At 32.7% G+C, this 24,419-nt stretch carries 23 protein-coding genes; 10 read left to right on the top strand and 13 right to left on the bottom strand.

What is annotated here, in order from left to right; translation table 11 throughout:
* Window positions 1–203: 203 nt before the first annotated feature.
* The 3 genes from lysS to OM075_RS00970 are packed head-to-tail and all read left to right on the top strand — an operon-like array spanning window position 204 to window position 4,343.
* Entirely contained in the window at window positions 204–1,931 is a 1,728-nt protein-coding gene (gene lysS / locus OM075_RS00960) for a lysine--tRNA ligase (protein WP_301188581.1), read from the top strand.
* Between the two features lie 45 nt (window positions 1,932–1,976).
* Window positions 1,977–2,972 (top strand): NAD(P)H-dependent glycerol-3-phosphate dehydrogenase, encoded by a 996-nt coding sequence (locus tag OM075_RS00965; RefSeq protein ID WP_301188582.1) that lies wholly within the window; start codon window positions 1,977–1,979, stop codon window positions 2,970–2,972.
* Between the two features lie 33 nt (window positions 2,973–3,005).
* On the top strand, window positions 3,006–4,343 hold the full coding sequence (locus OM075_RS00970; RefSeq protein ID WP_301188583.1) for a glucose-6-phosphate isomerase: 1,338 nt from the start codon (window positions 3,006–3,008) through the stop codon (window positions 4,341–4,343).
* Window positions 4,344–4,505: 162 nt separating this feature from the next.
* Here OM075_RS00970 and pheS read toward each other — a convergent pair whose 3' ends face one another.
* From pheS to OM075_RS00995, 5 genes are all read right to left on the bottom strand, one after another.
* Window positions 4,506–5,525 carry a phenylalanine--tRNA ligase subunit alpha gene (gene pheS / locus OM075_RS00975; RefSeq protein ID WP_301188584.1) on the bottom strand — a complete coding sequence of 340 codons (1,020 nt, stop codon included), beginning with the start codon at window positions 5,523–5,525 and terminating at the stop codon, window positions 4,506–4,508.
* 122 nt (window positions 5,526–5,647) lie between these two features.
* A complete protein-coding gene (locus OM075_RS00980; protein ID WP_301188585.1) occupies window positions 5,648–6,952 on the bottom strand; it encodes a peptidylprolyl isomerase in 1,305 nt (434 codons plus the stop codon).
* A 10-nt stretch (window positions 6,953–6,962) separates the two neighbouring features.
* Entirely contained in the window at window positions 6,963–7,757 is a 795-nt protein-coding gene (locus tag OM075_RS00985) for a peptidylprolyl isomerase (protein WP_301188586.1), read from the bottom strand.
* A gap of 6 nt (window positions 7,758–7,763) precedes the next feature.
* Window positions 7,764–8,633: a peptidylprolyl isomerase gene (locus OM075_RS00990; RefSeq protein ID WP_301188587.1), complete on the bottom strand. Its 870-nt coding sequence runs from the start codon at window positions 8,631–8,633 to the stop codon at window positions 7,764–7,766.
* A gap of 243 nt (window positions 8,634–8,876) precedes the next feature.
* Window positions 8,877–9,206 (bottom strand): hypothetical protein, encoded by a 330-nt coding sequence (locus OM075_RS00995; RefSeq protein ID WP_301188588.1) that lies wholly within the window; start codon window positions 9,204–9,206, stop codon window positions 8,877–8,879.
* 195 nt (window positions 9,207–9,401) lie between these two features.
* Between OM075_RS00995 and OM075_RS01000 the strand changes: the two genes are divergently transcribed.
* Entirely contained in the window at window positions 9,402–10,010 is a 609-nt protein-coding gene (locus OM075_RS01000) for a hypothetical protein (protein ID WP_301188589.1), read from the top strand.
* 67 nt (window positions 10,011–10,077) lie between these two features.
* Here OM075_RS01000 and OM075_RS01005 read toward each other — a convergent pair whose 3' ends face one another.
* Window positions 10,078–10,674 carry a class I SAM-dependent methyltransferase gene (locus OM075_RS01005; protein ID WP_301188590.1) on the bottom strand — a complete coding sequence of 199 codons (597 nt, stop codon included), beginning with the start codon at window positions 10,672–10,674 and terminating at the stop codon, window positions 10,078–10,080.
* A gap of 390 nt (window positions 10,675–11,064) precedes the next feature.
* Between OM075_RS01005 and OM075_RS01010 the strand changes: the two genes are divergently transcribed.
* Both OM075_RS01010 and OM075_RS01015 read left to right on the top strand, forming a co-directional pair.
* Window positions 11,065–11,436 (top strand): hypothetical protein, encoded by a 372-nt coding sequence (locus OM075_RS01010; RefSeq protein WP_301188591.1) that lies wholly within the window; start codon window positions 11,065–11,067, stop codon window positions 11,434–11,436.
* Between the two features lie 19 nt (window positions 11,437–11,455).
* Entirely contained in the window at window positions 11,456–12,163 is a 708-nt protein-coding gene (locus OM075_RS01015) for a tetratricopeptide repeat protein (protein ID WP_301188592.1), read from the top strand.
* Window positions 12,164–12,168: 5 nt separating this feature from the next.
* On the opposite strand, the gene OM075_RS01020 is transcribed toward OM075_RS01015, so the two are convergent.
* From OM075_RS01020 to dnaG, 4 genes are all read right to left on the bottom strand, one after another.
* The gene (locus OM075_RS01020) at window positions 12,169–13,149 is read right to left on the bottom strand and encodes a hypothetical protein (RefSeq protein ID WP_301188593.1); all 981 of its coding nucleotides are present in this window, start codon (window positions 13,147–13,149) and stop codon (window positions 12,169–12,171) included.
* 129 nt (window positions 13,150–13,278) lie between these two features.
* On the bottom strand, window positions 13,279–14,517 hold the full coding sequence (locus tag OM075_RS01025) for a nucleoside recognition domain-containing protein (protein ID WP_301188594.1): 1,239 nt from the start codon (window positions 14,515–14,517) through the stop codon (window positions 13,279–13,281).
* Window positions 14,518–14,663: 146 nt separating this feature from the next.
* A complete protein-coding gene (locus tag OM075_RS01030) occupies window positions 14,664–15,167 on the bottom strand; it encodes a pyridoxamine 5'-phosphate oxidase family protein (protein ID WP_301188595.1) in 504 nt (167 codons plus the stop codon).
* A gap of 26 nt (window positions 15,168–15,193) precedes the next feature.
* Entirely contained in the window at window positions 15,194–17,149 is a 1,956-nt protein-coding gene (gene dnaG, locus OM075_RS01035) for a DNA primase (protein ID WP_301188596.1), read from the bottom strand.
* Window positions 17,150–17,417: 268 nt separating this feature from the next.
* Between dnaG and OM075_RS01040 the strand changes: the two genes are divergently transcribed.
* From OM075_RS01040 to OM075_RS01055, 4 genes are all read left to right on the top strand, one after another.
* On the top strand, window positions 17,418–17,627 hold the full coding sequence (locus OM075_RS01040; RefSeq protein WP_301188597.1) for a DUF4492 domain-containing protein: 210 nt from the start codon (window positions 17,418–17,420) through the stop codon (window positions 17,625–17,627).
* 7 nt (window positions 17,628–17,634) lie between these two features.
* Window positions 17,635–19,233 carry a cytochrome ubiquinol oxidase subunit I gene (locus tag OM075_RS01045; RefSeq protein ID WP_301188598.1) on the top strand — a complete coding sequence of 533 codons (1,599 nt, stop codon included), beginning with the start codon at window positions 17,635–17,637 and terminating at the stop codon, window positions 19,231–19,233.
* The gene (cydB, locus tag OM075_RS01050; protein ID WP_301188599.1) at window positions 19,233–20,366 is read left to right on the top strand and encodes a cytochrome d ubiquinol oxidase subunit II; all 1,134 of its coding nucleotides are present in this window, start codon (window positions 19,233–19,235) and stop codon (window positions 20,364–20,366) included. The genes OM075_RS01045 and cydB overlap by 1 nt, the downstream gene beginning before the upstream one ends.
* A gap of 95 nt (window positions 20,367–20,461) precedes the next feature.
* Window positions 20,462–20,605 (top strand): hypothetical protein, encoded by a 144-nt coding sequence (locus OM075_RS01055; protein WP_301188600.1) that lies wholly within the window; start codon window positions 20,462–20,464, stop codon window positions 20,603–20,605.
* 81 nt (window positions 20,606–20,686) lie between these two features.
* On the opposite strand, the gene OM075_RS01060 is transcribed toward OM075_RS01055, so the two are convergent.
* The 3 genes from OM075_RS01060 to OM075_RS01070 all read right to left on the bottom strand — a co-directional run bounded on the left by OM075_RS01060 (window position 20,687) and on the right by OM075_RS01070 (window position 24,135).
* Window positions 20,687–21,424, bottom strand: coding sequence for a CDP-alcohol phosphatidyltransferase family protein (locus tag OM075_RS01060; protein ID WP_301188601.1), 738 nt, complete (start codon window positions 21,422–21,424; stop codon window positions 20,687–20,689).
* A gap of 121 nt (window positions 21,425–21,545) precedes the next feature.
* Window positions 21,546–22,781, bottom strand: coding sequence for a BamG family beta-barrel-assembly machinery protein (bamG, locus tag OM075_RS01065; RefSeq protein WP_301188602.1), 1,236 nt, complete (start codon window positions 22,779–22,781; stop codon window positions 21,546–21,548).
* A 10-nt stretch (window positions 22,782–22,791) separates the two neighbouring features.
* Window positions 22,792–24,135: a DUF4270 family protein gene (locus tag OM075_RS01070; protein ID WP_301188603.1), complete on the bottom strand. Its 1,344-nt coding sequence runs from the start codon at window positions 24,133–24,135 to the stop codon at window positions 22,792–22,794.
* Between the last annotated feature and the right edge of the window lie 284 nt (window positions 24,136–24,419).

Consider the following 24,419-nt stretch of genomic DNA (forward strand, 5'->3'; position numbering starts at 1 on the left):
ATTGGTAAGAACAATAAAAAATAAGTTAAAGTTCACTAAGCTCTTCTTTTTATAACTTCATTATTAATTGTTAATGATTATCTTTGCATCGATTTTTCTATATTTTTTTTAGAAAAACATTATTGCTATCTCCTTGATTACATGATTTTGAGGCAATCATTTGGCAGGGAGAATATTTAAAAACTCATATTGAAAATATAAGAATGAGCACCGTTGAACTAAGCGAACAGGAGTTGATAAGACGTAATAGTCTTGAAGAATTAAACAAATTAGGAATTAATGCATTCCCTGCAGAAGAGTATAAGATAACGCATTACTCGGAAGATATAAAGAAGATTTTTGCTGAAAACGAAGAAGATGCATCTTTAAAAGAAGTATCTATTGCAGGACGAATCATGAGTCGCCGCATTATGGGTAATGCCTCGTTTGCTGAATTGAAGGATCAACAAGGGCGAATTCAAGTATATTTCAGACGTGATGATATCTGTGAAGGCGATGATAAAACTATGTACAATACTGTGTTTAAAAAGTTATTGGACATTGGTGATATTATTGGTATTAGAGGATATGTATTTAAAACTCAAATGGGAGAAACTTCTGTTTATGTAAAAGAGTTTAAAGTACTTACCAAATCATTAAAACCACTACCAATCGTAAAAGAAAAAGATGGTAAATTATATGATGCTTTTACTGATGCAGAACAAAGATATCGTCAGCGTTATGTGGATTTAATTGTTAATGACCAGGTTAAAGACACCTTCATTAAAAGAACAAAAATCATCAACACCATGCGTAACTTCTTTAATGAAAAAGGTTACCTGGAAGTTGAAACTCCAATATTACAATCGATACCTGGAGGAGCAGCAGCTCGCCCATTTATTACTCATCATAACGCATTAAACATTCCATTATACTTACGTATTGCAAACGAACTTTATTTAAAAAGACTTATCGTTGGTGGATTTGATGGTGTTTATGAATTTGCAAAAGACTTCCGTAACGAAGGAATGGACAGAACACACAATCCTGAGTTTACAGTAATGGAAATTTATGTTGCTTATAAAGATTATAAGTGGATGATGGACTTTACTGAAGAAATGATTGAAAGAGTTGCTCTTGCATTACACGGAACTACAAAGGTTAAATTAGGAGATAAAGAGATTGACTTCAAACGACCGTTCAAACGTATCTCAATGATTGACTCTATTAAAGAACATACCGGAATTGATATTAACGGAATGAACGAGGAGCAATTATTTAAAGTTTGTGAGGATCTTGGCGTTGAAACTGATCCTTCAATGGGTAAAGGAAAATTAATCGATGAAATTTTTGGCGAAAAATGTGAAGGAAACTATATTCAGCCAACTTTTATCACTGACTATCCTGTTGAGATGTCTCCATTGTGTAAAAAACACAGAGAAAATCCTGAACTAACAGAACGTTTTGAATTAATGGTAAATGGTAAAGAATTAGCGAACGCTTATTCTGAACTTAACGATCCTATTGATCAGCTTGAGCGTTTTCAGGACCAATTAAAACTTTCTGAAAAAGGAGATGATGAAGCAATGTTTATTGACATGGACTTTGTGCGTTCACTAGAATACGGAATGCCTCCTACATCGGGTATGGGTATTGGAGTTGACCGTTTAGCCATGCTAATGACTGATCAGCAATCTATTCAGGAAGTACTTTTCTTCCCTCAAATGAGACCAGAAAAGAAAGTTGAAAATGACGGAGAAGAAAAATATATTGAATTTGGTATTCCAAAAGAATGGGTTGAAGTCATTCAAAAATTAGGATATAAAAAGGTTGATCAGCTTAAAGAGTTAAAACCTACAAAGCTGCATCAGGAAATGTGCGGTTATAATAAGAAAAACAAATTGGGTTATACAAACCCAAGCCAGGATGAAGTAAAAAACTGGTTAGCTTAATATTTTAACACAGAATCACATTTTAGTTGCGGATAAAAACTAATTATGGACGAATCATCTAGAGTAGGAATAATTGGAAGTGGTAGCTGGGCAACAGCTATCGCCAAAATGCTTATGAACAATGTTCTTGAGATGAATTGGTATTTCCGAAATCCTAAACACATCAAAAAGTTTAGAAAACACGGACACAATCCCAATTACCTGACTAGCGTTGATTTTATTACTGATAAAATACATTTTTACTCAGATATCAACCAAATAGTTGAGGAAAGCGACGTAATAATTTTAGCTGTTCCTTCGGCATTTTTAAAAAATGCCTTAAGTGAACTATCCGTTCCTCTTAAAGATAAAGTGGTAATTTCTGCAGTTAAGGGCTTGATACCTGATGAAAATATGATTATTGGAACATTTTTGAATACATTTTACGATGTTCCATTAGAAAACATTGGAGTTATTTCAGGCCCCTGTCATGCAGAAGAAGTAGCATTAGAAAGACTTTCTTATCTTACCATAGCCTGTCAGGATGTAAAAAAAGCAAGATCATTTGCTTCCTTTCTGCAGTGTGGTTATATTAAAACAAGTGTTTCTGATGATATATATGGAACAGAGTTTTCTGCCGTTTTAAAGAACATAATGGCTATCGCTTCCGGAATTTGTCATGGAATGGGATATGGTGATAATTTTCAGGCCGTACTCATGTCAAACGGAATTCAGGAAATAAAACGCTTTGTTGATACAGTTCACCCTATAACCCGAGACATTAAGAGCTCTGCTTACCTGGGAGATTTATTAGTTACAGGATATTCTCAATTTAGTCGAAACCGTACTTTCGGTACAATGATAGGCAAAGGTTATTCTGTAAAATATGCGCAGATGGAGATGTTGATGGTAGCAGAAGGATATTATGCTGTAAAAAGCATTAAGGAGATTAATGAAAAGTATAAAGTAAACATGCCAATTACAGATGCGGTGTATAATATCATTTATGAGAAAATATCACCAAGCATTGAAATTCGTTTGTTAACAGAGAACTTAAGATAATTCAAAATCCTTATTCATAAAATTCTATTTACGATGGAAAACTTAAAAATTGATATCTCGAAAACTTTTGACTTCGTTTCTGAAGAGAAAGTTGCAGGATACAAAAGCGAGATTGCATCTCACCTTAAAGCTTTACAAGAAAAAACAGGCAGAGGAAACGACTTTTTAGGTTGGGTTAACCTTCCTTCAAGCATTGACGATGCTCAGCTTTCTGATATTGAAGCTACTGCTGCAAAACTAAAAGCAAAAGCTGATGTAGTTGTTGTTATTGGTATTGGAGGTAGCTACCTTGGAGCCAGAGCTGTAATTGATGCTTTATCAAACAGTTTTGATCAATTAATTACTGACAGAGAAAACCCGGTAGTGGTTTATGCTGGACAGAACATTGGCGAAGATTATACTGCAGAACTTCTTGATTTATTAAAAGATAAATCATTTGCATTAGTTGTTATCTCTAAATCAGGAACAACAACTGAGCCTGCTCTTGCATTCCGTTTATTAAAAGAGCTTTTAGAAAGTAAATATTCTAAAGAAGAAGCCAAAGAACGTATTGTGGCTATTACTGATGCTGCCAAAGGAGCATTAAGAACTTTAGCTACTCAGGAAGGATATAAAACATATGTTATTCCTGATGATGTAGGTGGACGCTTTTCTGTATTAACACCTGTTGGTTTATTACCAATTGCTATTGCAGGAGTTGATATTAAAGCCCTTGTTAAAGGAGCGCAGGATATGGAAAAAATCACTGCAGAAGAGGCTGAAAACAGTGCTGCAGCAGTTTATGCAGCAGTACGTAACGAGCTTTATAAAAACGGTAAGGGAACTGAAATTTTAGTAAACTACCAACCAAAACTTCACTTTGTTGCTGAATGGTGGAAACAATTATACGGAGAAAGTGAAGGGAAAGAAAATAAAGGTATTTTCCCCGCAGCTGTTGATTTTTCAACAGACTTACACTCTATGGGTCAATGGATTCAGGAAGGTGTTCGTAACATCTTTGAAACCATCATCACTATTACAAAACCAAACAGAAAAGTGGTTATTCCTACTGACGAAGCAAATCTTGACGGATTAAACTTCTTAGCTGGAAAAAGAGTAGATGAAGTTAACAAGATGGCAGAACTAGGAACTTTAATTGCTCACGTTGATGGTGGTGTTCCAAACATTAAAGTTGAAATTCCTGAATTGAATGCATACTACTTAGGCCAATTATTATATTTCTTTGAGATTGCTTGTGGTATGAGTGGTTATATCTTGGATGTAAATCCGTTTGACCAACCAGGAGTTGAAGCTTATAAGAAAAACATGTTTGCCTTACTTGACAAACCAGGATTTGAAGCTGAATCAGCTGCTATTAAAGCTAGATTATAATATCAAAGCATTATATTTCCTGAGCCCGGATGTTCATCATTCGGGCTTTTTTATGCCTTTAAGTTATTCTATTATACCAAATTCAATATGCTATAAAACAAAAAATGCCATCCGTATTTAAACGAATGGCATCTATATATCTTAAATGCTATTTTAATCCAATTAAATCGTGGATTTAAACTGATCAAGAAAACGAACATCATTTTCAAAGAAAAGCCTGATATCCTTAATTTGATACTTAAGCATTGTAATTCTTTCAATACCCATACCAAAAGCAAATCCGGTATATTTTTCGCTATCAATGTTTGAATATTCCAATACATGTGGATCAACCATACCACATCCTAAAATTTCAACCCATCCTGTATATTTACAAACATTACAGCCTTTTCCTCCACAAAGTGTACAAGAAATATCCATTTCAGCTGAAGGCTCTGTAAATGGGAAATAAGAAGGACGTAAACGTATTTGAGTTTTCTCGCCAAACATTTCCTTAGCAAAATATAAAAGTGTTTGCTTTAAATCTGCAAAAGATACATTTTCATCAATATATAAACCCTCTACCTGGTGAAAGATACAGTGTGCACGAGCAGAAATAGCTTCATTACGGAACACTCTTCCCGGAAATATAGAACGAATTGGAGGTTCATTTTTTTCCATTACACGAACTTGTACTGAAGAAGTATGCGTACGTAATAATACATCAGGATCTTTCTCAATAAAGAAAGTATCTTGCATATCTCTTGCCGGATGCTCTTCAGGGAAATTTAAAGCAGTAAAAACGTGAAAATCATCTTCAATTTCTGGTCCTTCTGCCACATTAAATCCTAAACGTGCAAAAATATCAACAATCTCATTTCTAACAATTGATAAAGGATGACGGCTTCCCAGTTTCATGATGGTACCCGGAAGCGTTAAATCAACGCCACTTTCTTTTACCTGATCATTAGAAAACTGTTCTTTTAAAGTATTTATAAACTCAGTTGCTTCCTTCTTTAAAACATTTATTACCTGCCCAACTTCACGCTTTTGCTCATTAGGAATTGTTTTAAAATCATTAAATAACTCAGAAATGATTCCTTTTTTACTTAGGTATTTGATTCTTAAATGCTCTGCTTCTTCAGCACTTGAAGCTGTAAGTTGTTTAATTTCTTGTTGTAAAGCCTTTATCTTATCAAGCATTGTTGATGTATTTTTATTTAATTTTTTGAATTGGCAAATTTAATAAAAGGAAACTATAGATTGATAGGAATTGAGTAAAAGATACAAGAAAATGGACATTAACCTGTAAACACAGTTATTTATTACTTCTTTATTATTTGTATCTTTAAAACTCTGACATCATTAACCGGACGGTCTTCACCATAAGTTTTAAGAGCGGCAATTTTATCAACAACCTCCATCCCTTTTGTTACTTCGCCAAAGACTACATAATCTCCATCTAAATGAGGTGCTCCTCCTAAGGAAGTATAAACCTTCCTCTGTACAGAAGAAAACTTTATTCCTTTTTCCTTTTCAATTTTATCAAGTTCTCCATCTTTAAAAATCCTTCCCGAAACAATATAAAATTGTGATCCATCAGTAAGGTTTTTAGGATTTCTGGAATCAGGAAGTTTAGACATTGCAATAGCACCTCGTTTGTGAAACTTCTCTGGAGCAATTACTGTTTTAAGCATATATCCAGGACCTTGCCAACCCACGACATCATCTTTATCTGCATATTTACTATCTGCAGCACCAGTCTGGATTAAAAAATTGGTTAATACCCTATGCACCAACAAACTATCATAAAACTGATCACTCACAAGTTTAATAAAATTATCTCTGAAAACAGGCGTTTCATTATACAGTTTAAATTCTATATCCCCCATTGTTGTAATCATCTTAAACCCTTCGATCGTTTTATAAGATGGATATACTTTATTTGTCTTGGTTCTTAATTCATAAACTGAGGTGGGCTGACGCTGTTGCTTCTTACTTAGTTCCACAATTTCAGAAGCAGGAATCAAAATAGAAGATTCTTGCTTATCAATCGTATTCGTTTGAATCATCCCCACAACATGATGCATAAAAGTAAAGGCTGGTATTCCTGAATAACCAGATCTATCTAAATTATAATACTCAAGAGAGTCAGAACTGACTTTCTCACGTACATCATATTTGGGCGCATAAATCTTTTTCGATTTACGATACAAACCGGCAACAGAATCCGGAATATTAGTGATGGCTCCGTCTAAATGAATATAATTCAAATTTTCCACCCATGACTTTAAAATCACTAAATTCTTCTCAATACTATAAGCTGTATAACCTGCAATATCATTAAATTCCTCACTCCCAACAGGAGCAACTTTTACCTTGTAACTTCCTTTGATCAGATCCAGATTTGTGACTAATTCCTTTGGTCCAATATAAAAACCATACCCTCTATCCTGAATCCGGGTATAATGATCGTAGGTTTCAATTGAAACTATTCCCTTAATATTAGATTGATAAGATCCTTTAGGTCTTGAATATTCCTCTTTGGAAATATTTGACTTTGCAGAATCCGTTTTACAACCAATGCTCAAGATTATTAAAAAGAAAAAAATGGAAATAAGTAATCGCATGAATATGGGTTTAAAGTACTCTAACAACTAGGTTCACATCTGTAAGTGGCCTGTTATTTTTATCCGTTTGTAAAGATGCAATTTTACTAATTACATCAAAGCCACTTATCACTTCTCCAAATACAGTATAATCGTCATCTAGTTCTGGTAATCCTCCAACGGTTGTATAAACTTCACGTTGTTTTTCATTAAATTCAAGCTTGTTAGATAATGCATATTCAAATGCAATTTTTTCTTTAATCGACCTTAACTTGTTATTAAACGCCTTAGGATCTTCCTCTTTTAACTTCTGTAGCTCTTCTTTAAATGGAAGATAATACTTCTTTTTCAGTTTTATCTTTATCGGATTATTCACTGATTTTTCGATCAGGTCTAACTCTTCATTTGTATACTTTTTACCCTGAACAATATAGAACTGACTGATATCTGACATTTTAAAATGATTGATATCTTCAGGTTGACGAGGGGCACAAATGGCACCTTTTTTATGAAATCGATTTTCTCTGAATTCGGAATCAATCACCAACTTTGAACTACCATAACCAATCAGTCTTCCAGGTGCTGCATTTCTTGAATCTGATGATCCTCCCTGTATCACAAAGTTTTTAATCACACGATAAAACAATGTTCCATCATAATGTCCTTCATTGGCTAACTTAATAAAACTATCACGATGCTTCGGTGTATCATCATAAAGCATAATTTTAATATCACCCAAGTTTGTAGAAATGATTACCTTTTTACTTTGCGACTCTGATTTTACAAAAAACAACAATAAAACAAATAGTATTAAACTACTACGCATACCTTTTTATTCCTTTATAATTTTCACTTTCATTCTGATATCTTTCAATGGTCTGTCTCTTGCATCTGTCTCCTGATAAGCGATTGCATCCACTACTTCCAGACCATATTTTTTACCAAAAACGGATTTGATCTTTTCTATCCAGTTTTTATCCTCAATAACCTCACCAAAAACGGTATAATTGGTATCTAAATGAGGAACTCCTCCAACAGTTTTATAGATTTCCTTAACTTCTTCTGGAAACTCAAATTCTGGTTGTTCTGAATATTTCTGATTTACTATAGCCATTATTTTTTGTTGCAACTTCATAATAGCCTCTTCTTCTCCTTGCATCTGAAGCATATTTAATGAGTCGTTATATTGCTGTAACACATCATTAAAAATAGCACGTCGCTTTCCATCTCTAATTCTGTTCTCGGCTTTAATTAAATCATTATCATCAAACACTTTTCCTTGTACAATATAAAACTGCGAACCTGAGGATGCTTTTTCCGGATTTACCTGATCGCCCATGCGTGCTGCAGCCAAGGCTCCTTTTTTATGAAAATACTTTGGAAAGTTAAACTCTGCGGGAATAGTATAATCAGGACCTCCTTCTCCCAAGGCAACACCTGATTCTGCATGTTTTGAATCCGGATCTCCACCTTGTATCATAAATTCCTTAATCACCCGATGAAACAACGTACTATCTAAATACCCCTCCTTCGCCAATTTGATAAAATTATCTCTGTGCTTTGGCGTGTCATCATATAATCTGATTTTAATATCTCCAAGATCAGTTTTCAACAAAACCACTGTTCCTGCTGATTTAGGAGAACATGACGTAAAAAAAATCACTATAAAAGCGACAAGTAAAAGAAAAGCATTTTTATTCATATGTCTAAATTTGTTTTTAATTGCCATATGGAACTCGCCAATTAAATCATCCTCATGTGTAAGAATTCATTCTCATGACTCGTTTCATCAATTATATATTTATATGTTTTACATTGAAACTATTCGTGTTTATTCATTTTCCTTTTTAGGAAAAATATAATTTTAACGATTTGTCGATTTTCTTAGCTATTTTATAAAACGAATATTGCTCGGCCAACATAGCCTAATTTTTATTTATACTATTTATAACTTTTCATCAAAATAGGTAATCATAGCTTCTTTTAAAATAGCTTCACGTTTTGAGGGCAGAAGATCTTCCATATTTTGCAACACTTTAAATTGGGGCCAACCTTCTTCATCAACACCTGTTTGTTCATAGAATCCTTTTTGCTCAAACATTTTACATCTTGCTAAATTAATCATATCCATCTTCTCCTCTTTCGAATATTTAAGATAGCCCTTTCCTAATTCCTGAATTCCTATTAAGAACAAAAGAAAATCGAAATCTGCAAGTACTTTAAATCGTTTACTTACTTTTAATAATAATTCTTCCCAATTATTTGAATCACTCATACACTTTATCAATTAACAGATATGCTTCACTTTTTTAAGCATAAAAAATAAAAAAATCAAATTTAACACTCTCTTATTATTTCGCTTCTTAATTCACTAACAATTTTATCTTGTTAATAAAATAATAGCATTTAAGTAAAAAAAATTGTTTATATATGTGCTATAAATTCTTAAACACAAAAAATAATCTTAATTATGAAAAACATTTTTATTTACCTTACCTTTTTCTTAATGAGTTGCGGTATTGCTCAAGCTCAAAAAATCACTCTTGAATCAGGCTCTCTTGACGCCATAAAATCTGAAAAAGCTTTTAATATTGCCTACGATTACAGTGAAGTTTCTGTAGGAAAATTTAAATCAGAAGACGATTACATCAATAAGAAAGTTACTGATTACAACGCCAAAGAACCAGGAAGAGGTGATCAATGGAAAGAATCATGGCTTTCAGACAGAGATGCCAGATATAAAGTAAGTTTTGAAAAATTAATGAATAAATATTTAGAAGGTGAAGGCGTTTCAATAAGTGATGAAAACACTGAGGCTAAATACACTTTTATTCTAAAAACCACCTTCATTGAACCAGGATTCAACATCCACATTACAAGAAAACCTGCAATGGTTGATGTATTGTTACAATTAGTTGAAACAGCTAATCCAAATAAAGTTCTATGTGAAATTAAATCAATCAAAAATCCGGGAAATTCATTCGGTGGATATGATTATGATACTGGTGTTAGAATTCAAGAAGCTTACGCCAAATGTGGTAAAGAATTAGCTAAATTCTTAGTTAAAAAGGCATTTTAATTATCCTACAAGGCTCACAACTTTTTCTTGTGGGCCTTTTTTATATCTAACAACAGGCAACTCTTCACTAATTCTTCACAGCTTCAAACTCAATAACAGATCCTACTCCCTGATGCCCCGGACCTTCATCTAACTCCATCTCCTCTGTTACGCATTTAATTACTTCCAAACCTCTAAAATCTTCGTACAACAATTCTTCAGAATACAACATATTAACATCTTTTGGTCCACCGCTTGAATACTTCAATTGTTCTTTAGTAAAACCAACAATAAAAATTTTACCATTGGGTTTTAAGAGAGATATTAGATGTTTATGAATCTTTTTTCTCAATATTTCGGGTAAATGAAAAAACACCAAGGCAATAGCATCAAAAGATTCTGATTTGTAATCAAATGTTAATATATCGTCTACTGAATAGTCAATATTAACATTATTTTTTAAAGCTAACTTTAGGGCTTTATCTTTGCCTTTATCGCTTTGATCAATAGCTTTTGCACTCCAACCCTTTTGCGCGGCATACACGATATTCCGACCTTCTCCTTCACCTGGAAACAATATAACACCCGGCTTATTTCTATCAATAAAGTCCTTTAATACCACATTAGGATCCACTCCATATATGTAGTTATCAGACGAAAACCTATCATTCCAAAATTCTTTCATACTAATAAACTGATACTCTAATATTAACCAACAAGAAATATTTGGTTTTGTTTTAAAGGGATATAAAAAAGAAAAAGACTTGTGGGCAACAAGTCTTTCATTTTCTTTTGGATTTTTTTATCTGATTTAAGGGAAAAGGGTTTATTTTCCGACTGCTAATATAATGTAATTTTATATTTTTTAACATGTTTTTAATAATTATTTTCATTTTCATTAAAAATATTTCATGAATAATTGAATTTCTTCCACGAACTATATAGTTATATAGATATTTATTTTTCGAAAAAATTAAAAAGAAATGCATTAAACCTTTTAGTATTTTTACTATCCAAGATTATAGAAAAGTATCTTAGCGATATTTGATTGATCCGAAAACAAAAAATTAGGTATATGAAGCTATTTTATTTAATAATATTTTTTTGGCTATGTATCATTGCAAATACATTGGGACAAGAGGTAAATAAAAAGACACAGGAGAATAAATCTCCTAAAATCGAAATCAAAGCTACTAGTCGATCTCAGATGGCTGTAATACGGGATAATTACCACCAAAGAAGAGACTTACGTTACCTTAAAATGAATAAAAAAATGAGAATGAATAAGAAAAAGATGATTTCTTATCATAATTCTCAACTAAAACAAGCCCCATTAAAAAATCGGGAAAGCATAAAAAGGCAGAATACTACTGTACAGAAACGTAGAAACGCCCTTCAGCAGAGAAGACTTGAACGTCAAAAACAATTAAGAAACAGAACCCGATAAAGTCCACAACATGAACATTATGAAATTTACATTTGTATTCTTTGGGCTTTGGATTTCTTTAGCATCTTTTGCTCAAACAAACATCAACCAATTAATTAAAAAGGGAAATACCTATCTGGATAAAGCTGAATATGAAAAAGCCATTAACTCTTTTTCTGAAGCTCTTAAACTAGACCCAACAAATCCTGACTTATATTTTTACTTAGCTAATAGCTATTTTGATAATGGCGATTACAAAAAGGCTATTGACAATTATAATTTTTGCATCCAGAATAATAATACTTATAAAGATGCTTATTACAACAAAGCGAATGCTCATTTTGAATTAAAAGAGTATTCAAAAGCAATCTCAATTTTTAATCAGATCATAGAAATGGATCCTGACTATTACGATGCATATTTTGACAAAGGAAATGCACTTTATGAATTAGGATTATATAAAGAAGCTATAGAATCGTTTAATTCAGGCATTAAAATAAATCCGGATTATGAATTTGCCTACTATGACAGAGCAAATGCATGGTTTCAATTAGGTAATTATTCTGATGCAATTCTGGATTACTCAGAAGCTATTGAACTCAACAATAAAATTTCAGATTTTTATTTTAATCGAGGCGTTGCTCATTTTAATATGGAGGATAAAGATTCTGGATGTGCAGACTTAAATAAAGCTGCTGAATTAGGTGATGAAAATGTTGATATGTATTTAATAGAGTTTTGTAATTAATCTTCTTACCACGACAGGAAATAAGTCAATCCAAAATTTGTAAATGAGGTCCAATCTTCATTTACATATGTGGGTTGATGAAGTGGTTTATACACAGAGAACCCTGCATTTACCATAAAACTACCCCATTGATAATAAATAGGTAATGAAAATCCCAGACTACTTATATTAAAAGAACTCTGCTCTTTAAATAAATCAGATATCACCAAATCTGTATCGAGCTTTGATATTTTTTTGTAATAATAAGGTCGACGACTTATAATTCTACTAATGAGCCGGTCTTGAATATCCTGAGGATTTTCAATGGATTCAAGCAATTCTCCAACAGTTTCTTCTGGATTATTTTGCGAATACTCATATAAAAAATAATAATTATTATATGCTTCATCATTATAATAATCAATACTATTAGCAAACAGAATAAATGCAGGTTGAATACTTAATGTATTACCCTTTTTAAAAACATTATCTACATCAAAATCAACTCCTGTCTGAAATGACAAATACAAATCATTTGCTTCGCCAGAATAATATCCAAAATCAATGCTGGCATTCCACCATTTTATTTGACTGTAAGTATTCAAATTAAACAAATCACTATAGTTAGACTTTAGAGCATTGGAATTATCACTGAACTCATAATGACTATAATTTACTGATCCCATCAACCATGAAGTAATATCTAAATCATAGCCTAAAGATATACCATATTCCTGAGTAGATGCGGTATTGCTTTCATCTGAGTTGGCAATATTTGAAAGATATAAAGATAAATTAAACCCGGATTTGTGATAATAACTTACAAAAACAGAACTGATAGGCTGCGTGCTATACATGCTCGTGGTTCCATTTAAACTATTGTTTGAGGTGTAATCTACCCCCGCAGCAAAAGAGGAGAACTTAAGATCTGCACTATTAGCAGTGTCTTGTGAATAAAGAGAGGTAGTACAAATAACTCCAAAAACAAATAGCATTAATATTTTCATGTTATAATAATTTGCTATAATGGGCACATGGAACTTTACAAATTTAATCATTCCTATAAAAGAGCAAGATATCTTATGGCTAGTTTGAAAGCTTATCTAAAGCAAAACAAAAATTTCTGGTTAGTGTCTTTAACCAAAGAACATATATCCAATAACTATAGAAGCAATTATCCCCGCCAGATCAGCAATCAAGCCACAACCAATTGCATGACGTGTTTTTTTAATTCCTACTGAACCAAAATATACAGCAATAATATAAAATGTAGTATCCGTTGCTCCCTGTACGGTTGATGCTATTTTTGCAGCAAATGAATCAACTCCAAAATCCGGATTACTAAAAAGCTCCAGCATCATACCTCGGGCACCACTTCCACTAAGTGGTTTCATTAAGGCCGTTGGTAATGCATCTACAAACCTTGCATCTAAATTAAAATATACAAATAATGATTTTATTCCACCAACAATAAAATCCATGGCTCCTGAAGTCCTGAATAAACCTATAGCAACCAATATAGCAACCAAGTAAGGTATAATTTTTATTGCAATCTGAAACCCTTCCTTAGCACCATCTATAAATGCATCGTAAACATTAACTTTCTTGCGAATAGCTGCTAGTAAAAAAACAATTATTATTGAAAATAGAATGACATTGGAACCAACTAATGATATGCTTTTTATTTGATCTTTAGGAAGCGTGGAAAGCCAATATATCAATCCACAAACAATTGCCGTTAAACCTCCTAAATAGGATAAAATTACATTATCCCAAAGTTTAATTTTTTGTACAAACGCCACAGATAAAATTCCTGCCAAGGTGGAAAAAAATGTTGCTAATAATATAGGAATAAAAATATCTGCAGGATTAGCTGCGCCAAATTGTGCTCTGTAAACCATTATACTAACAGGAATAATTGTTAAACCTGAAGTATTTAAAACCAAAAACATAATTTGGGCATTACTGGCAGTATCTTTTGATTTATTTTCCTCCTGTAATTGCCCCATTGCTTTAAGGCCCATTGGTGTAGCAGCATTGTCAAGTCCTAGCATATTGGCTGACAAATTCATCATAATTGTACCAAAAACCGGATGATTTTTAGGAAGTTCAGGAAACAATCGATTAAATAATGGTCCAATAAACCTTGATAAGCCTCGTACAACTCCACCCTGTTCCCCAATCTTCATAAACCCCAACCAAAGAGAAAGTACTCCTGTAAGTCCTAATGAAATTTCGAAACCTGTTTTTGCATTGCTAAAAGTAGAATTCATTAAATCTGGAAAAATCTCCATATCTCCAAAAAAAATCAAGCGCACCAAAGCAACGATAAATGATACGATGAAAAATGCTATCCAGATATAATTAAGAACCATAAAATTGTAGATCGTTAGATTTTAGATAATAGGTATTAGATCGAGTGTTAATATACTTAAATCAGTATTTCTATATTTCTCAAATGCCAATTATCTGCAGATAATTGGCATTTATAAGATCATATTATTGATTATGCGTATTGGTTTTAAAAGGTTCTTCTTACAGAATCATCACCCTTATACTTTTCATGAGGGGCTCCAAATTCCTTACAAGAAACATTATCAATAGGCACCTCCCAAATTTTTACGTTTCGTATTGCTGGTTCAGAATAAGTAAACTTTTTATCGGAATATTGCTCCATGATAATATTTAAAGCTTCTTCCTTTTTAGCCATATCTTCCTGAAAAACAACTTTTCCCCATGCTACCACACTTTTTGATTTCATACGGTAACTACAGGCTACTTCGGGATGTTGAAAAGCTAATTCATGATCTGTACTAAAAGTAACACAAATATTATTATTATTATTTAACGCCTCAATTACTCTACCTCCCGGAGCTGAATGAAGATAAATTACATTGTCTTTAAACCCAAAATTCATTGGTAATACATAAGGCACATCTCCATCAATAACACCCACAAAACACACATCACATTTCCTTATTATCTTTTCAATACGTTCATTGTCTAAATGCTCTACTGTTTTCATTGTATATATTTTTTTGAATTACTATGTTAAACGATGGCTCTGTTACCCAACTCTTTTGAAAACAAAGTCTGCAATTGCTGCAGTCTACTAATAGTCTTCATCAACTCCATTAATTTTTCAACGTCTTTAGATTGTTCTACTTCCTTCAACTCGAGTCTTTTTTCCTCTATTAAACGCTTTACTTTTTTAAGCTTAAGTTCGTTAAGTAACTTTGGTACAATGGCATGCAACAAATATTCTTCGTTCCAATTACCCTGGCCAAATTTGCTATGTATTTTACTTAAGGCGTGTTCTTTCGACAATAAATCAGATGCTATTTGATTCACCTCCGAATCCATGGAACTTACATAAAACTTAGCCGATTCAAAACCCTCCTTAGTTTTATTGTCTTCATACAACTGAAATATTTTGTTATAAACAGGATTCAAACTCTCCAGTTCATCTTCTTTCAATTGACTAAGAATATAATCCCCGACTGTGATATTTTCATCAACAGCTTCTTCACTTTTACTGAAAAGAGGCCTTTCTCCATATTTTATTAAATACCTCACGATCTCCAGTTCCTCAACTTCAAATGGATTTTGTGAAGTAAACGCTGAATTTGAAATTGGACTATTTACAGCAACAGGTGCTTGAACCGGAGCCTCAAACTGTTGTTTATATCCTTCCTCTCTCTTTTTACGGGTAATTTTACCAATTTCATCGTATAAAACCTGTTCTCTTACCTGTAATAAAGTACTACATTCCTTTATGTATTCTCCTCTGATAAATGCTTCTGGAATTACTGATATTGTTCGAACAATATCTTGTAATAACTGAGCCCTTTTAACAGGATCATTCTGCGCATCCTTAAGAAGAATTCCGGTTTTAAACTTAATAAAGTCACCTTCATTTTCGTCAATATATCGCTGTAACTGTTCTGCATTTCGATTCTTAGAAAAGGAATCCGGATCTTCGCCCTCTGGCAACAACAATACCTTAACATTCATTCCTTGTTCTAAAACCAGATCAATTCCTCGTAACGAGGCTTTAATTCCGGCAGGGTCACCATCATATATAATGGTAATATTTGGCGTAAACCTGGCAATTAATCTGATTTGATCAACCGTTAACGCAGTACCTGATGACGCAACAACATTATGAATACCAGCCTGATGAAATGAGATTACATCAGTATAACCTTCAACCAGAAAACAACGATCTTTACGTGTAATCTCCTGTTTAGCCTGGAAAATTCCATAAAGAATCTTACTTTTATGATAAATCTCGGATTCAGGAGAATTTAAATATTTTGCTGTTTTAGCATCCGTTTTTAAAACTCTTCCACCAAAAGCGGTTGGTTTACCAGATATACTATGTATGGGAAAAATAACACGCCCCCTGAAACGATCTGCTTTATAATTATCCCTTACAATAGTTAATCCTGTCTTTTCCAGAAACTCAAGTTTAAAACTATTTTTTAAAGCTTCATCTGTAAACGCAGATTTTGAATCAGGAGAATAACCCAACTCAAACTTATTAATTATATCATCTCTGAAACCTCGTTCACGCAAATAGGATAGTCCCACAGAACGACCTTCATCAGATTTATGCAAAATATCACTAAAATATTTTTGAGCAAAGACAGAAACGGCCATCATACTTTCACGGTCGTTCTTAACTTGCTGCTGTTGCGGACTTAACTCAACATCTTCAACGTGAATATGAAATTTCTTTCCCAGATACTTTATTGCATCAATAAAAGAAATTTGTTCCACATCCATTAAAAAGTTAACGGCATTCCCTCCTTTACCACAACCAAAACACTTGTAGATACCTTTATGTGGCGATACTGTAAATGAGGGCGTCTTTTCATTATGGAAAGGACAATTACCAATGTAATTAATTCCCCTCCTACGCAACGACACAAACTCTGACACTACATCAATAATTTGAGATTGCGATGTTTCAACTATCCTATCTACAGTACTCTGATCAATCATTTATGAATTGCTAAAAAACAAGAAGCACAAAGATACAAATAGATTACAGAAATGAAACGAGAGCTAAAATAAAGAAATGATCTATTTAGGTACAAAAAGACCTATTTCGGTAGTTGATTGCTGAATTTATTTTTTAAATTTGATTTGTCATGAAACATTATTACCTTAATATTGTTTACGAGTTAGCTTTAAAATAATAAACAAAACATTCGTAGAATCTATATTTATAAAATACTGATTCTCTAGCAAATTAAAAAAGGGACACACATTGAGAAAGATAATTGACTTTTATTTAAACGGATTTAGCAATTTACCCAATTGGGCACGTTCCATTTGGTTTATTGTTCTATTAAAACTATTTATATTCTTTTTCATTTTTAAAATATTCTTCTTTCAAAATAAATTAAAGAAAGAATTCAATTCTGATGAGGAAAGAGCCTCACACGTTATTGAACAATTAACAAACCCTCAAAAATAACAGATAAATGTTTGAATCTATTGATTTAGCTCTAGTGAACTGGTCACGGGCCCAATTTGCCTTAACTGCAATGTATCACTGGATATTTGTGCCATTAACACTTGGCCTTGGCTTTATTATAGCCTTCATGGAAACTATTTATGTCAGGACGGGTAACCCTGAATGGAAAAGAATTACAAAATTCTGGATGAAACTCTTCGGAATTAACTTTGCCATTGGGGTAGCTACTGGTATCATCTTAGAGTTCGAATTTGGAACCAACTGGAGTAATTACTCCTGGTTTGTTGGAGATATTTTCGGAGCACCGTTAGCCATTGAAGGTATTATGGCCTTTTTTATGGAGAGTACCTTTATTGCCGTTATGTTTTTCGGATGGGGTAAGGTGAGTAAGAGATTTCACCTGACAGCCACATGGTTAACTGCTATCGGTGCAAATCTTTCCGCAGTCTGGATTCTGGTTGCTAATGCCTGGATGCAGGATCCTGTTGGAATGAGATTTAATCCTGATACTGCCCGAAATGAAATGGTAAACTTCTGGGATGTATTTCTTTCTCCTAGTGCAGTAAGTAAGTTTTTACATACTTCTACTTCCGGATTTGTTTTGGCAGCTGTTTTTGTAGTTGGAGTAAGCGCATGGTATCTGCTTAAGAAAAGAGAGATTGCTTTTGCAAAGAAGAGTATGATTGTTGCTTCTGCATTTGGTATCCTTTCTTCAATTATGCTAATTGGTAGTGGAGATTCATCAGCAAAAACTGTAGCAACTGCACAGCCTATGAAATTAGCTGCTATGGAAGGACTTTACGAAGGAACTACCAATGCTCCTCTTATTGGGATGGCACTTATTACAGACGCTCAAGATAAACCATTAACTAGGGAATCTCAGGCCGAATTTGCAATGAAAATTGAAATTCCATCTGCTCTATCATTCCTGGCTTATGGTGACTTTGATGCATTTGTACCAGGTGTTAAAGATTTGGTTCTAGGAAATGAAGAACACGGCATCATGTCATATAAAGAAAAGATTAAAAGGGGTTATGAAGCCCAACAAACTTTAATGGCATACAAAAAAGCTCAGAAAGAAAAAAGTCCGGAGTTTGCTGCCTTAAAAGCTAAATTCAACGATGATACATGGATGGATAACTACTTTAAGTACTTTGGATACGGAGCATATTACGATGATGATCCGGAAACATTAGAAGCCAATGCATTTAAAATGGTTCCTCCAATTTCCTTAACATTCTACTCTTTCCATATCATGGTAGCTCTAGGAATGTGGTTTTTACTACTGTTTATGATCATCCTGTTCTTAATATATAAAGATAAGCTAGCTGACAATAAAGTGATACTTTGGGCATCTGTATGGACAATTCCTTTAGTATATATTGCTTCTCAAGCTGGCTGGATTGTTGCCGAAGTAGGAAGACAACCATGGGTTATTCAGGATTTAATGACAACATCCAGGGCCGTTTCTCAAATTGATACCGGATCGGTTATGATAACATTCTGGTTATTTGCCATCACATTTACTTCTCTGCTAATTGCTGAAGTAAAAATATTAACGAAACAGATTAAAATAGGACCTAAAAAAGAAGGAGGAAAGCAATAATGTTTGGAGATTTATCACACTTAGCACTACAACACTATTGGTGGTTTCTGGTATCACTTCTTGGAGCAATTTTAGTGTTTTTAATGTTTGTACAAGGCGGACAGACCTTAATATCAACTCTTGGTAAAACCAAAGATGAAAAAACTATTTTAGTGAATGCTCTTGGTCGAAAATGGGAGTTTACATTTACAACTCTTGTCACATTTGGAGGTGCTTTTTTTGCATCATTCCCTTTATTTTACAGTACAAGTTTTGGTGGAGCCTATTGGGTATGGATGATTATATTATTTGCCTTTGTTATTCAGGCAATCGCTTATGAATTCAGAAACAGACCGAACAATGTTTATGGACCAAAAACCTATGAAACATTCTTGTTTATTAATGGATTAATTGGAACCATATTCATTGGTACTGCTGTAGCTACATTCTTTACTGGATCAAATTTTTCTGTAAATGAATTAAATCAATCTAAATGGGATACTCCATTTCATGGTTTGGAAGCTGCTTTAAACCTTCATAACCTTAGTCTTGGTTTAACTGTATTCTTTTTAGCAAGAGTCTTAGCCATCCTTTATTTTATGAATTCAGTAGATCATAAAGAAATATTGGAAAGAGCAAGAAAACAATTAATTATTAACGCAATTCCATTTGTTGTTTTGTTCCTTACGTTTACAACATGGTTACTATTAAGAGATGGATTTGCTGTAGATCCTGGTACAAAAGAGGTTTACATGGAGCCTTTTAAATACTTTAACAACTTAATTGAAATGCCTTTAATTTTAATCGGATTTTTAGCTGGAGTTGTATTGGTACTTTGGGGTATTATTTCAAGTTATTTAAAACCAAGTTCAAAAGGTATTTGGTTTACTGGTCCTGGCACAATCATTACGGTATTAATGCTGTTATTAATTGCAGGTTATAACAACACATCATTTTATCCATCAGTTTCAAATCTACAAAGTTCATTAACCATTGAAAATGCAAGTTCGAGTCATTTCACATTAACAGCAATGAGCTACGTTTCGTTAATGATTCCGTTTGTACTTGCATACATCTGGTATGCTTGGAGAGCTATTAATGTTAACAAAATTGATCAGGAAGAAATTGAAAAAGATGATATTCATATCTATTAAGAACATGAATATTAGAACAATACTTAAATACAATTTTGTGAAGAACAGTATTGGTTTTCAGCAGTTTTAATAACGAATAGAAAAATTTTATACACATGAAATATATGAGCGAAATTCTTTTCTACCTTAGTTGGCCTTTATTGATTGTTATAAGTTATCAATCAGTAAAATGGTTAATTAGTAAGTATGAAAAAAAGGAAGCTGAACTTATTGATTCAAACAATAATTCAGAGCTATAGAACACTAAATATCACTAATTCATTATTACGATCCCTTGGAGTTAATTCAAGGGATTTTTTTATGTTTCTATTAAAATAGATCTAGTTAATTTTAACAAATACAAGCTTAATAACTGAAAAGAAAACATAAAGGGCGATTACTACAGCAATACCACCTACACCTAGCCATACTATCATTATTAAACCACTAAGTAACAACACAAATTTATCAAGATTCTGCAGTAATTTAAAGTTTTTAAACTTTAAGGAAAACATCGGTATTTCAGACACGAGCAAGAAAGAAAAAACAGGTACAAATGTTAATAATAACCATTGATTCTGAATTAAATCATTTAGCCAGTTTAAGTCGTGCACAAATACAAATCCTAAAGACGAGATAAATAAACCTGTAGCGGTAGTTGTTAAACCTATAAAGCTTTCTGTTTGGCGGGTATCCACATTGAATTTAGCCAGTCGTAATCCAGAAAATACTGTGATTACAAAAGGAGATAAAACAAATGCCTGATTAAGTATATTAGCTTGAAAAAAGTCCGCTTGAATATCACCAAGAACAGTTTGTTTAAGCATCATGTGTAATATAGCCATCGGCGCAAAACCAAAACTAATCATATCAGCAAGAGAGTCCAGTTCCTTCCCCATTGGCGAATACGCCTTCAGCATTCTCGCTGCAAAACCATCTGTGAAATCAAAAAGTGCACCAGCAAAAATAAGTAATGCTGCGGTTCCTAGTTTTCCATTTAAAGCATAAAAGGCAGCTAAGGCACCACATAAAAGATTTAGACTCGTAATAAAATTAGGAATATGATTTTTTACTGACATTGTTATCAAGTTTAGAAAACGAAATTAGAAAAGATTAAGCTTAAAAAAAATCGCATTTAAGAAATATTAATCCTAAATGCGATTCTAATATTTTATTCGCTTTTATAAAGACTTTAGATCATTAATCAAACTGACGTTTCATAAACCAGAATTCAACTAACGATAAACTCAAATTAACGCCAAAATAATTTTCTGTAATAATATCACCACCTCTTGTTCCTCTTCTTCCGTAATTAAGATTAATATTGAAATAGGATTTACTATTACGCATTGGGATTCCAACACCTACATTTACTCCTGCATCAATAATTGAATTACCTTCTACTCTGATATAAGAATCCTCTACATAACCACCTGCCTGAAATAAGAATGGGTTGGCTTTTTTAGTTTCTTTATTTCTATATTCTCCACCAAAACTAAAACGGTGACTATCTTTTAAAACTGCAGCCTTACTTGAATAAGTTACATTACTCCATTCCTGAAATCTATAGTCACAAGCTAACTTTAATCCCCGCTTATTTGCCCAGGCTATACCTCCAGCCATATTTGCAGGAACATCGTAATCATTACCATCATCCAAATCTTCACTAATACCTGCACCACTTGACGAGTATGTTTCAACAGTTCTTGTATTGGCTAAATCAATTTGAGGACGATATGTGGCTCCTAAAGTAAATTCATTATCCTTTACTTTAAATTGATATTGTAAACCTGGTTCGAAAGCAAACTGTTGAACGTAATCTGAATAATTCACATTTAAAGCTCCAATTACTGATGATGCAAAAACTTCAGTTTTATCAATACTACCGAATAAATAGGAAATCTTTAAACCTAATGCTAAATTCTTTGTAAGCGAATAGGCATTGGATAAATACACTTCATTAACACCTCCTGTACCAGTATATTCTTTTACTACAGTAGTATTTGATCCTTGAATATCTGTTGTTGTTGCTACATTATATCCTACTGAAGAAAATTGTGCTAAACCAAAACTTGTAAATATTCTGTTTGAAGAACGAAAGGCTAATGAGATATTATGTAATCCTCCTGAAATAGCATTACCTTTTCCCTCATTCGTGTCATAAAACGTCTTATTAATTCTTAATCCTAAATCAATAAGCATATTTAAACTATCGATACCAGTTAAAGAGGCAGGATTTAATGAATTAATAAAATTATCAGATTTTATTCCTAGTCCAGTACCTCCCATACCCTGATTTTTAACTAAACCTGAGTTATTAATTGTTCCAACACCAAATGTAGTATATGCCGAAGGCGCTCCTGTTTGAGCTGATAATGTTAAAGGAAGTAGAAATAATATAATTACTATAGATATATATTGAATTCTTTTAGTCATAATTATCATCTTAATAATAATATGTATATAGTCTTAATTTAGGTTGAAAGTCAGCATTATTATGTCCTCCAAAAGAGATAGTGGTTAATTTTGATGCCATATCTGAGGATGATAATCCAATCAAAAATGAGAAATCATCATCATAAATTCCATCTAAAAATTCCGCTACAAATTGATTGGTAATATCTACAGTATAATATTCATCCTCCTCTTCATCTACAGCATTATCATATAAATACATATAAGATATATCCGAATTATTGCTTGCAAGAATTACTTCCCCTAAGTAATTCTTTCTATTTGATTCATATACAAACAATCGATTAGGAAAATCATTAAAATCATCTTCTGTATAATCCAATGGTAAAAATACTATCTCAGCCTTAATAATTTGATTTAAGGCAGGTAATTGCTCTGCACGCTCTAAACCCGGAAAATCAATTTTGGCATAAATTCCGGTTCCAGCTTGCACAAAACACTTATCATTAGTATCCTCACTTGAAATGCTGACTTCCTGATCTATTAAACCATTCAATAAAGCACCATTACGATCGACTTCAATACTATTAAATTGATATATTGAATTAGCTTCAACTTTCATTTCAACCTCTTTATCGATTCTTTGATCTAGAGTTGTATGATAAAGTAATTTAATACAACATGAATCACCAACATTATATCCAATAACAGACTGGTTAATGTCTCGGTTACTTTTTAACATGACACCCTTGAAGTAATCATAAAAATCAGAAGCTACAGTAATATTATCATCATTGTTCTGAAGCATTTCAAATAGTTCTCTACCAAAATCATCATCCAAAGGAATTTTAATGGTGTCAGAATTTGTAACCTTAGGTACAGCAGTATATTCTCCTAAAATACGTTTCGTAGTAACTCTAGTGGTATTATAAAAATAATCATCTTTCTTCTGATCCTTTTCCATATCCTTTAAGTCCGACTCTATCTCTTCAATAGTAAAGGAATGCGTAACTGTTGTATCACCTAAAAAATAATCGTTATATTTTATACAGAACTCAATTCCATCATAAACGTCGTCTTCATCTATATTAATTCTACCTGGTGATGAAATTCTGAAAACTGCATCAGAATGAATTTGTCCAAAATCAGGATGATTAAAACTTCCTACCAAAGCTTCTCCTGATTGAGAGGTTCTAACAGAATCCCTAATTACAGTACTCAATTTTACTGAAAAAGTATCAATCATCATGATACCTGCTTCCCCATCAATATATTCTTCTCCCATGGGGGTAGATATTTCATCCAAACTTTGATCGCCACATGAAAAACATATACCGACAATTAAAACACTAAATATAAATAAGTATTTATGCATCTTTAATAGATATTTAATTTTCAAAAACACAATAAATATACCGTGCTTTATTAAATCTTAAAAAATAACGACAAAGGTGCAAAAAAAATTGTATCCTCCAACACTCTACTACATTCATTGGCCTGTATCGAGGAATTAATTCTTAATGATTTTTATTACTTTAAGATAATATGTCTATATTAGCGCAGAATTTTACAGGTTAGTAAGCAAATATCTTATACCGTTTAACTTAAAAGTTAATTTCAGGTTAAAGTTTTTTTTCAAAAACAATATTTGGTTTATTA

The sequence above is a fragment of the Plebeiibacterium sediminum genome (genome assembly GCF_026013605.1).
Taxonomy (GTDB): Bacteria; Bacteroidota; Bacteroidia; order Bacteroidales; family Marinilabiliaceae; genus Saccharicrinis; species Saccharicrinis sediminus.

Coding starts and splice junctions, on each gene's coding strand:
- OM075_RS01055 (WP_301188600.1), top strand. CDS start 20,462: ATGAAATATATGAGCGAAATTCTTTTCTACCTTAGTTGGCCTTTATTG.
- OM075_RS01025 (WP_301188594.1), bottom strand. CDS start 14,517: ATGGTTCTTAATTATATCTGGATAGCATTTTTCATCGTATCATTTATC.
- OM075_RS00980 (WP_301188585.1), bottom strand. CDS start 6,952: ATGCGATTACTTATTTCCATTTTTTTCTTTTTAATAATCTTGAGCATT.
- OM075_RS01020 (WP_301188593.1), bottom strand. CDS start 13,149: ATGAAAATATTAATGCTATTTGTTTTTGGAGTTATTTGTACTACCTCT.
- OM075_RS01030 (WP_301188595.1), bottom strand. CDS start 15,167: ATGAAAACAGTAGAGCATTTAGACAATGAACGTATTGAAAAGATAATA.
- cydB (WP_301188599.1), top strand. CDS start 19,233: ATGTTTGGAGATTTATCACACTTAGCACTACAACACTATTGGTGGTTT.
- bamG (WP_301188602.1), bottom strand. CDS start 22,781: ATGACTAAAAGAATTCAATATATATCTATAGTAATTATATTATTTCTA.
- OM075_RS00985 (WP_301188586.1), bottom strand. CDS start 7,757: ATGCGTAGTAGTTTAATACTATTTGTTTTATTGTTGTTTTTTGTAAAA.
- OM075_RS01015 (WP_301188592.1), top strand. CDS start 11,456: ATGAAATTTACATTTGTATTCTTTGGGCTTTGGATTTCTTTAGCATCT.
- dnaG (WP_301188596.1), bottom strand. CDS start 17,149: ATGATTGATCAGAGTACTGTAGATAGGATAGTTGAAACATCGCAATCT.
- lysS (WP_301188581.1), top strand. CDS start 204: ATGAGCACCGTTGAACTAAGCGAACAGGAGTTGATAAGACGTAATAGT.
- OM075_RS01005 (WP_301188590.1), bottom strand. CDS start 10,674: ATGAAAGAATTTTGGAATGATAGGTTTTCGTCTGATAACTACATATAT.
- OM075_RS01010 (WP_301188591.1), top strand. CDS start 11,065: ATGAAGCTATTTTATTTAATAATATTTTTTTGGCTATGTATCATTGCA.
- OM075_RS00965 (WP_301188582.1), top strand. CDS start 1,977: ATGGACGAATCATCTAGAGTAGGAATAATTGGAAGTGGTAGCTGGGCA.
- OM075_RS00995 (WP_301188588.1), bottom strand. CDS start 9,206: ATGAGTGATTCAAATAATTGGGAAGAATTATTATTAAAAGTAAGTAAA.
- OM075_RS01060 (WP_301188601.1), bottom strand. CDS start 21,424: ATGTCAGTAAAAAATCATATTCCTAATTTTATTACGAGTCTAAATCTT.
- OM075_RS01045 (WP_301188598.1), top strand. CDS start 17,635: ATGTTTGAATCTATTGATTTAGCTCTAGTGAACTGGTCACGGGCCCAA.
- OM075_RS01070 (WP_301188603.1), bottom strand. CDS start 24,135: ATGCATAAATACTTATTTATATTTAGTGTTTTAATTGTCGGTATATGT.
- pheS (WP_301188584.1), bottom strand. CDS start 5,525: ATGCTTGATAAGATAAAGGCTTTACAACAAGAAATTAAACAACTTACA.
- OM075_RS00970 (WP_301188583.1), top strand. CDS start 3,006: ATGGAAAACTTAAAAATTGATATCTCGAAAACTTTTGACTTCGTTTCT.
- OM075_RS01000 (WP_301188589.1), top strand. CDS start 9,402: ATGAAAAACATTTTTATTTACCTTACCTTTTTCTTAATGAGTTGCGGT.
- OM075_RS00990 (WP_301188587.1), bottom strand. CDS start 8,633: ATGAATAAAAATGCTTTTCTTTTACTTGTCGCTTTTATAGTGATTTTT.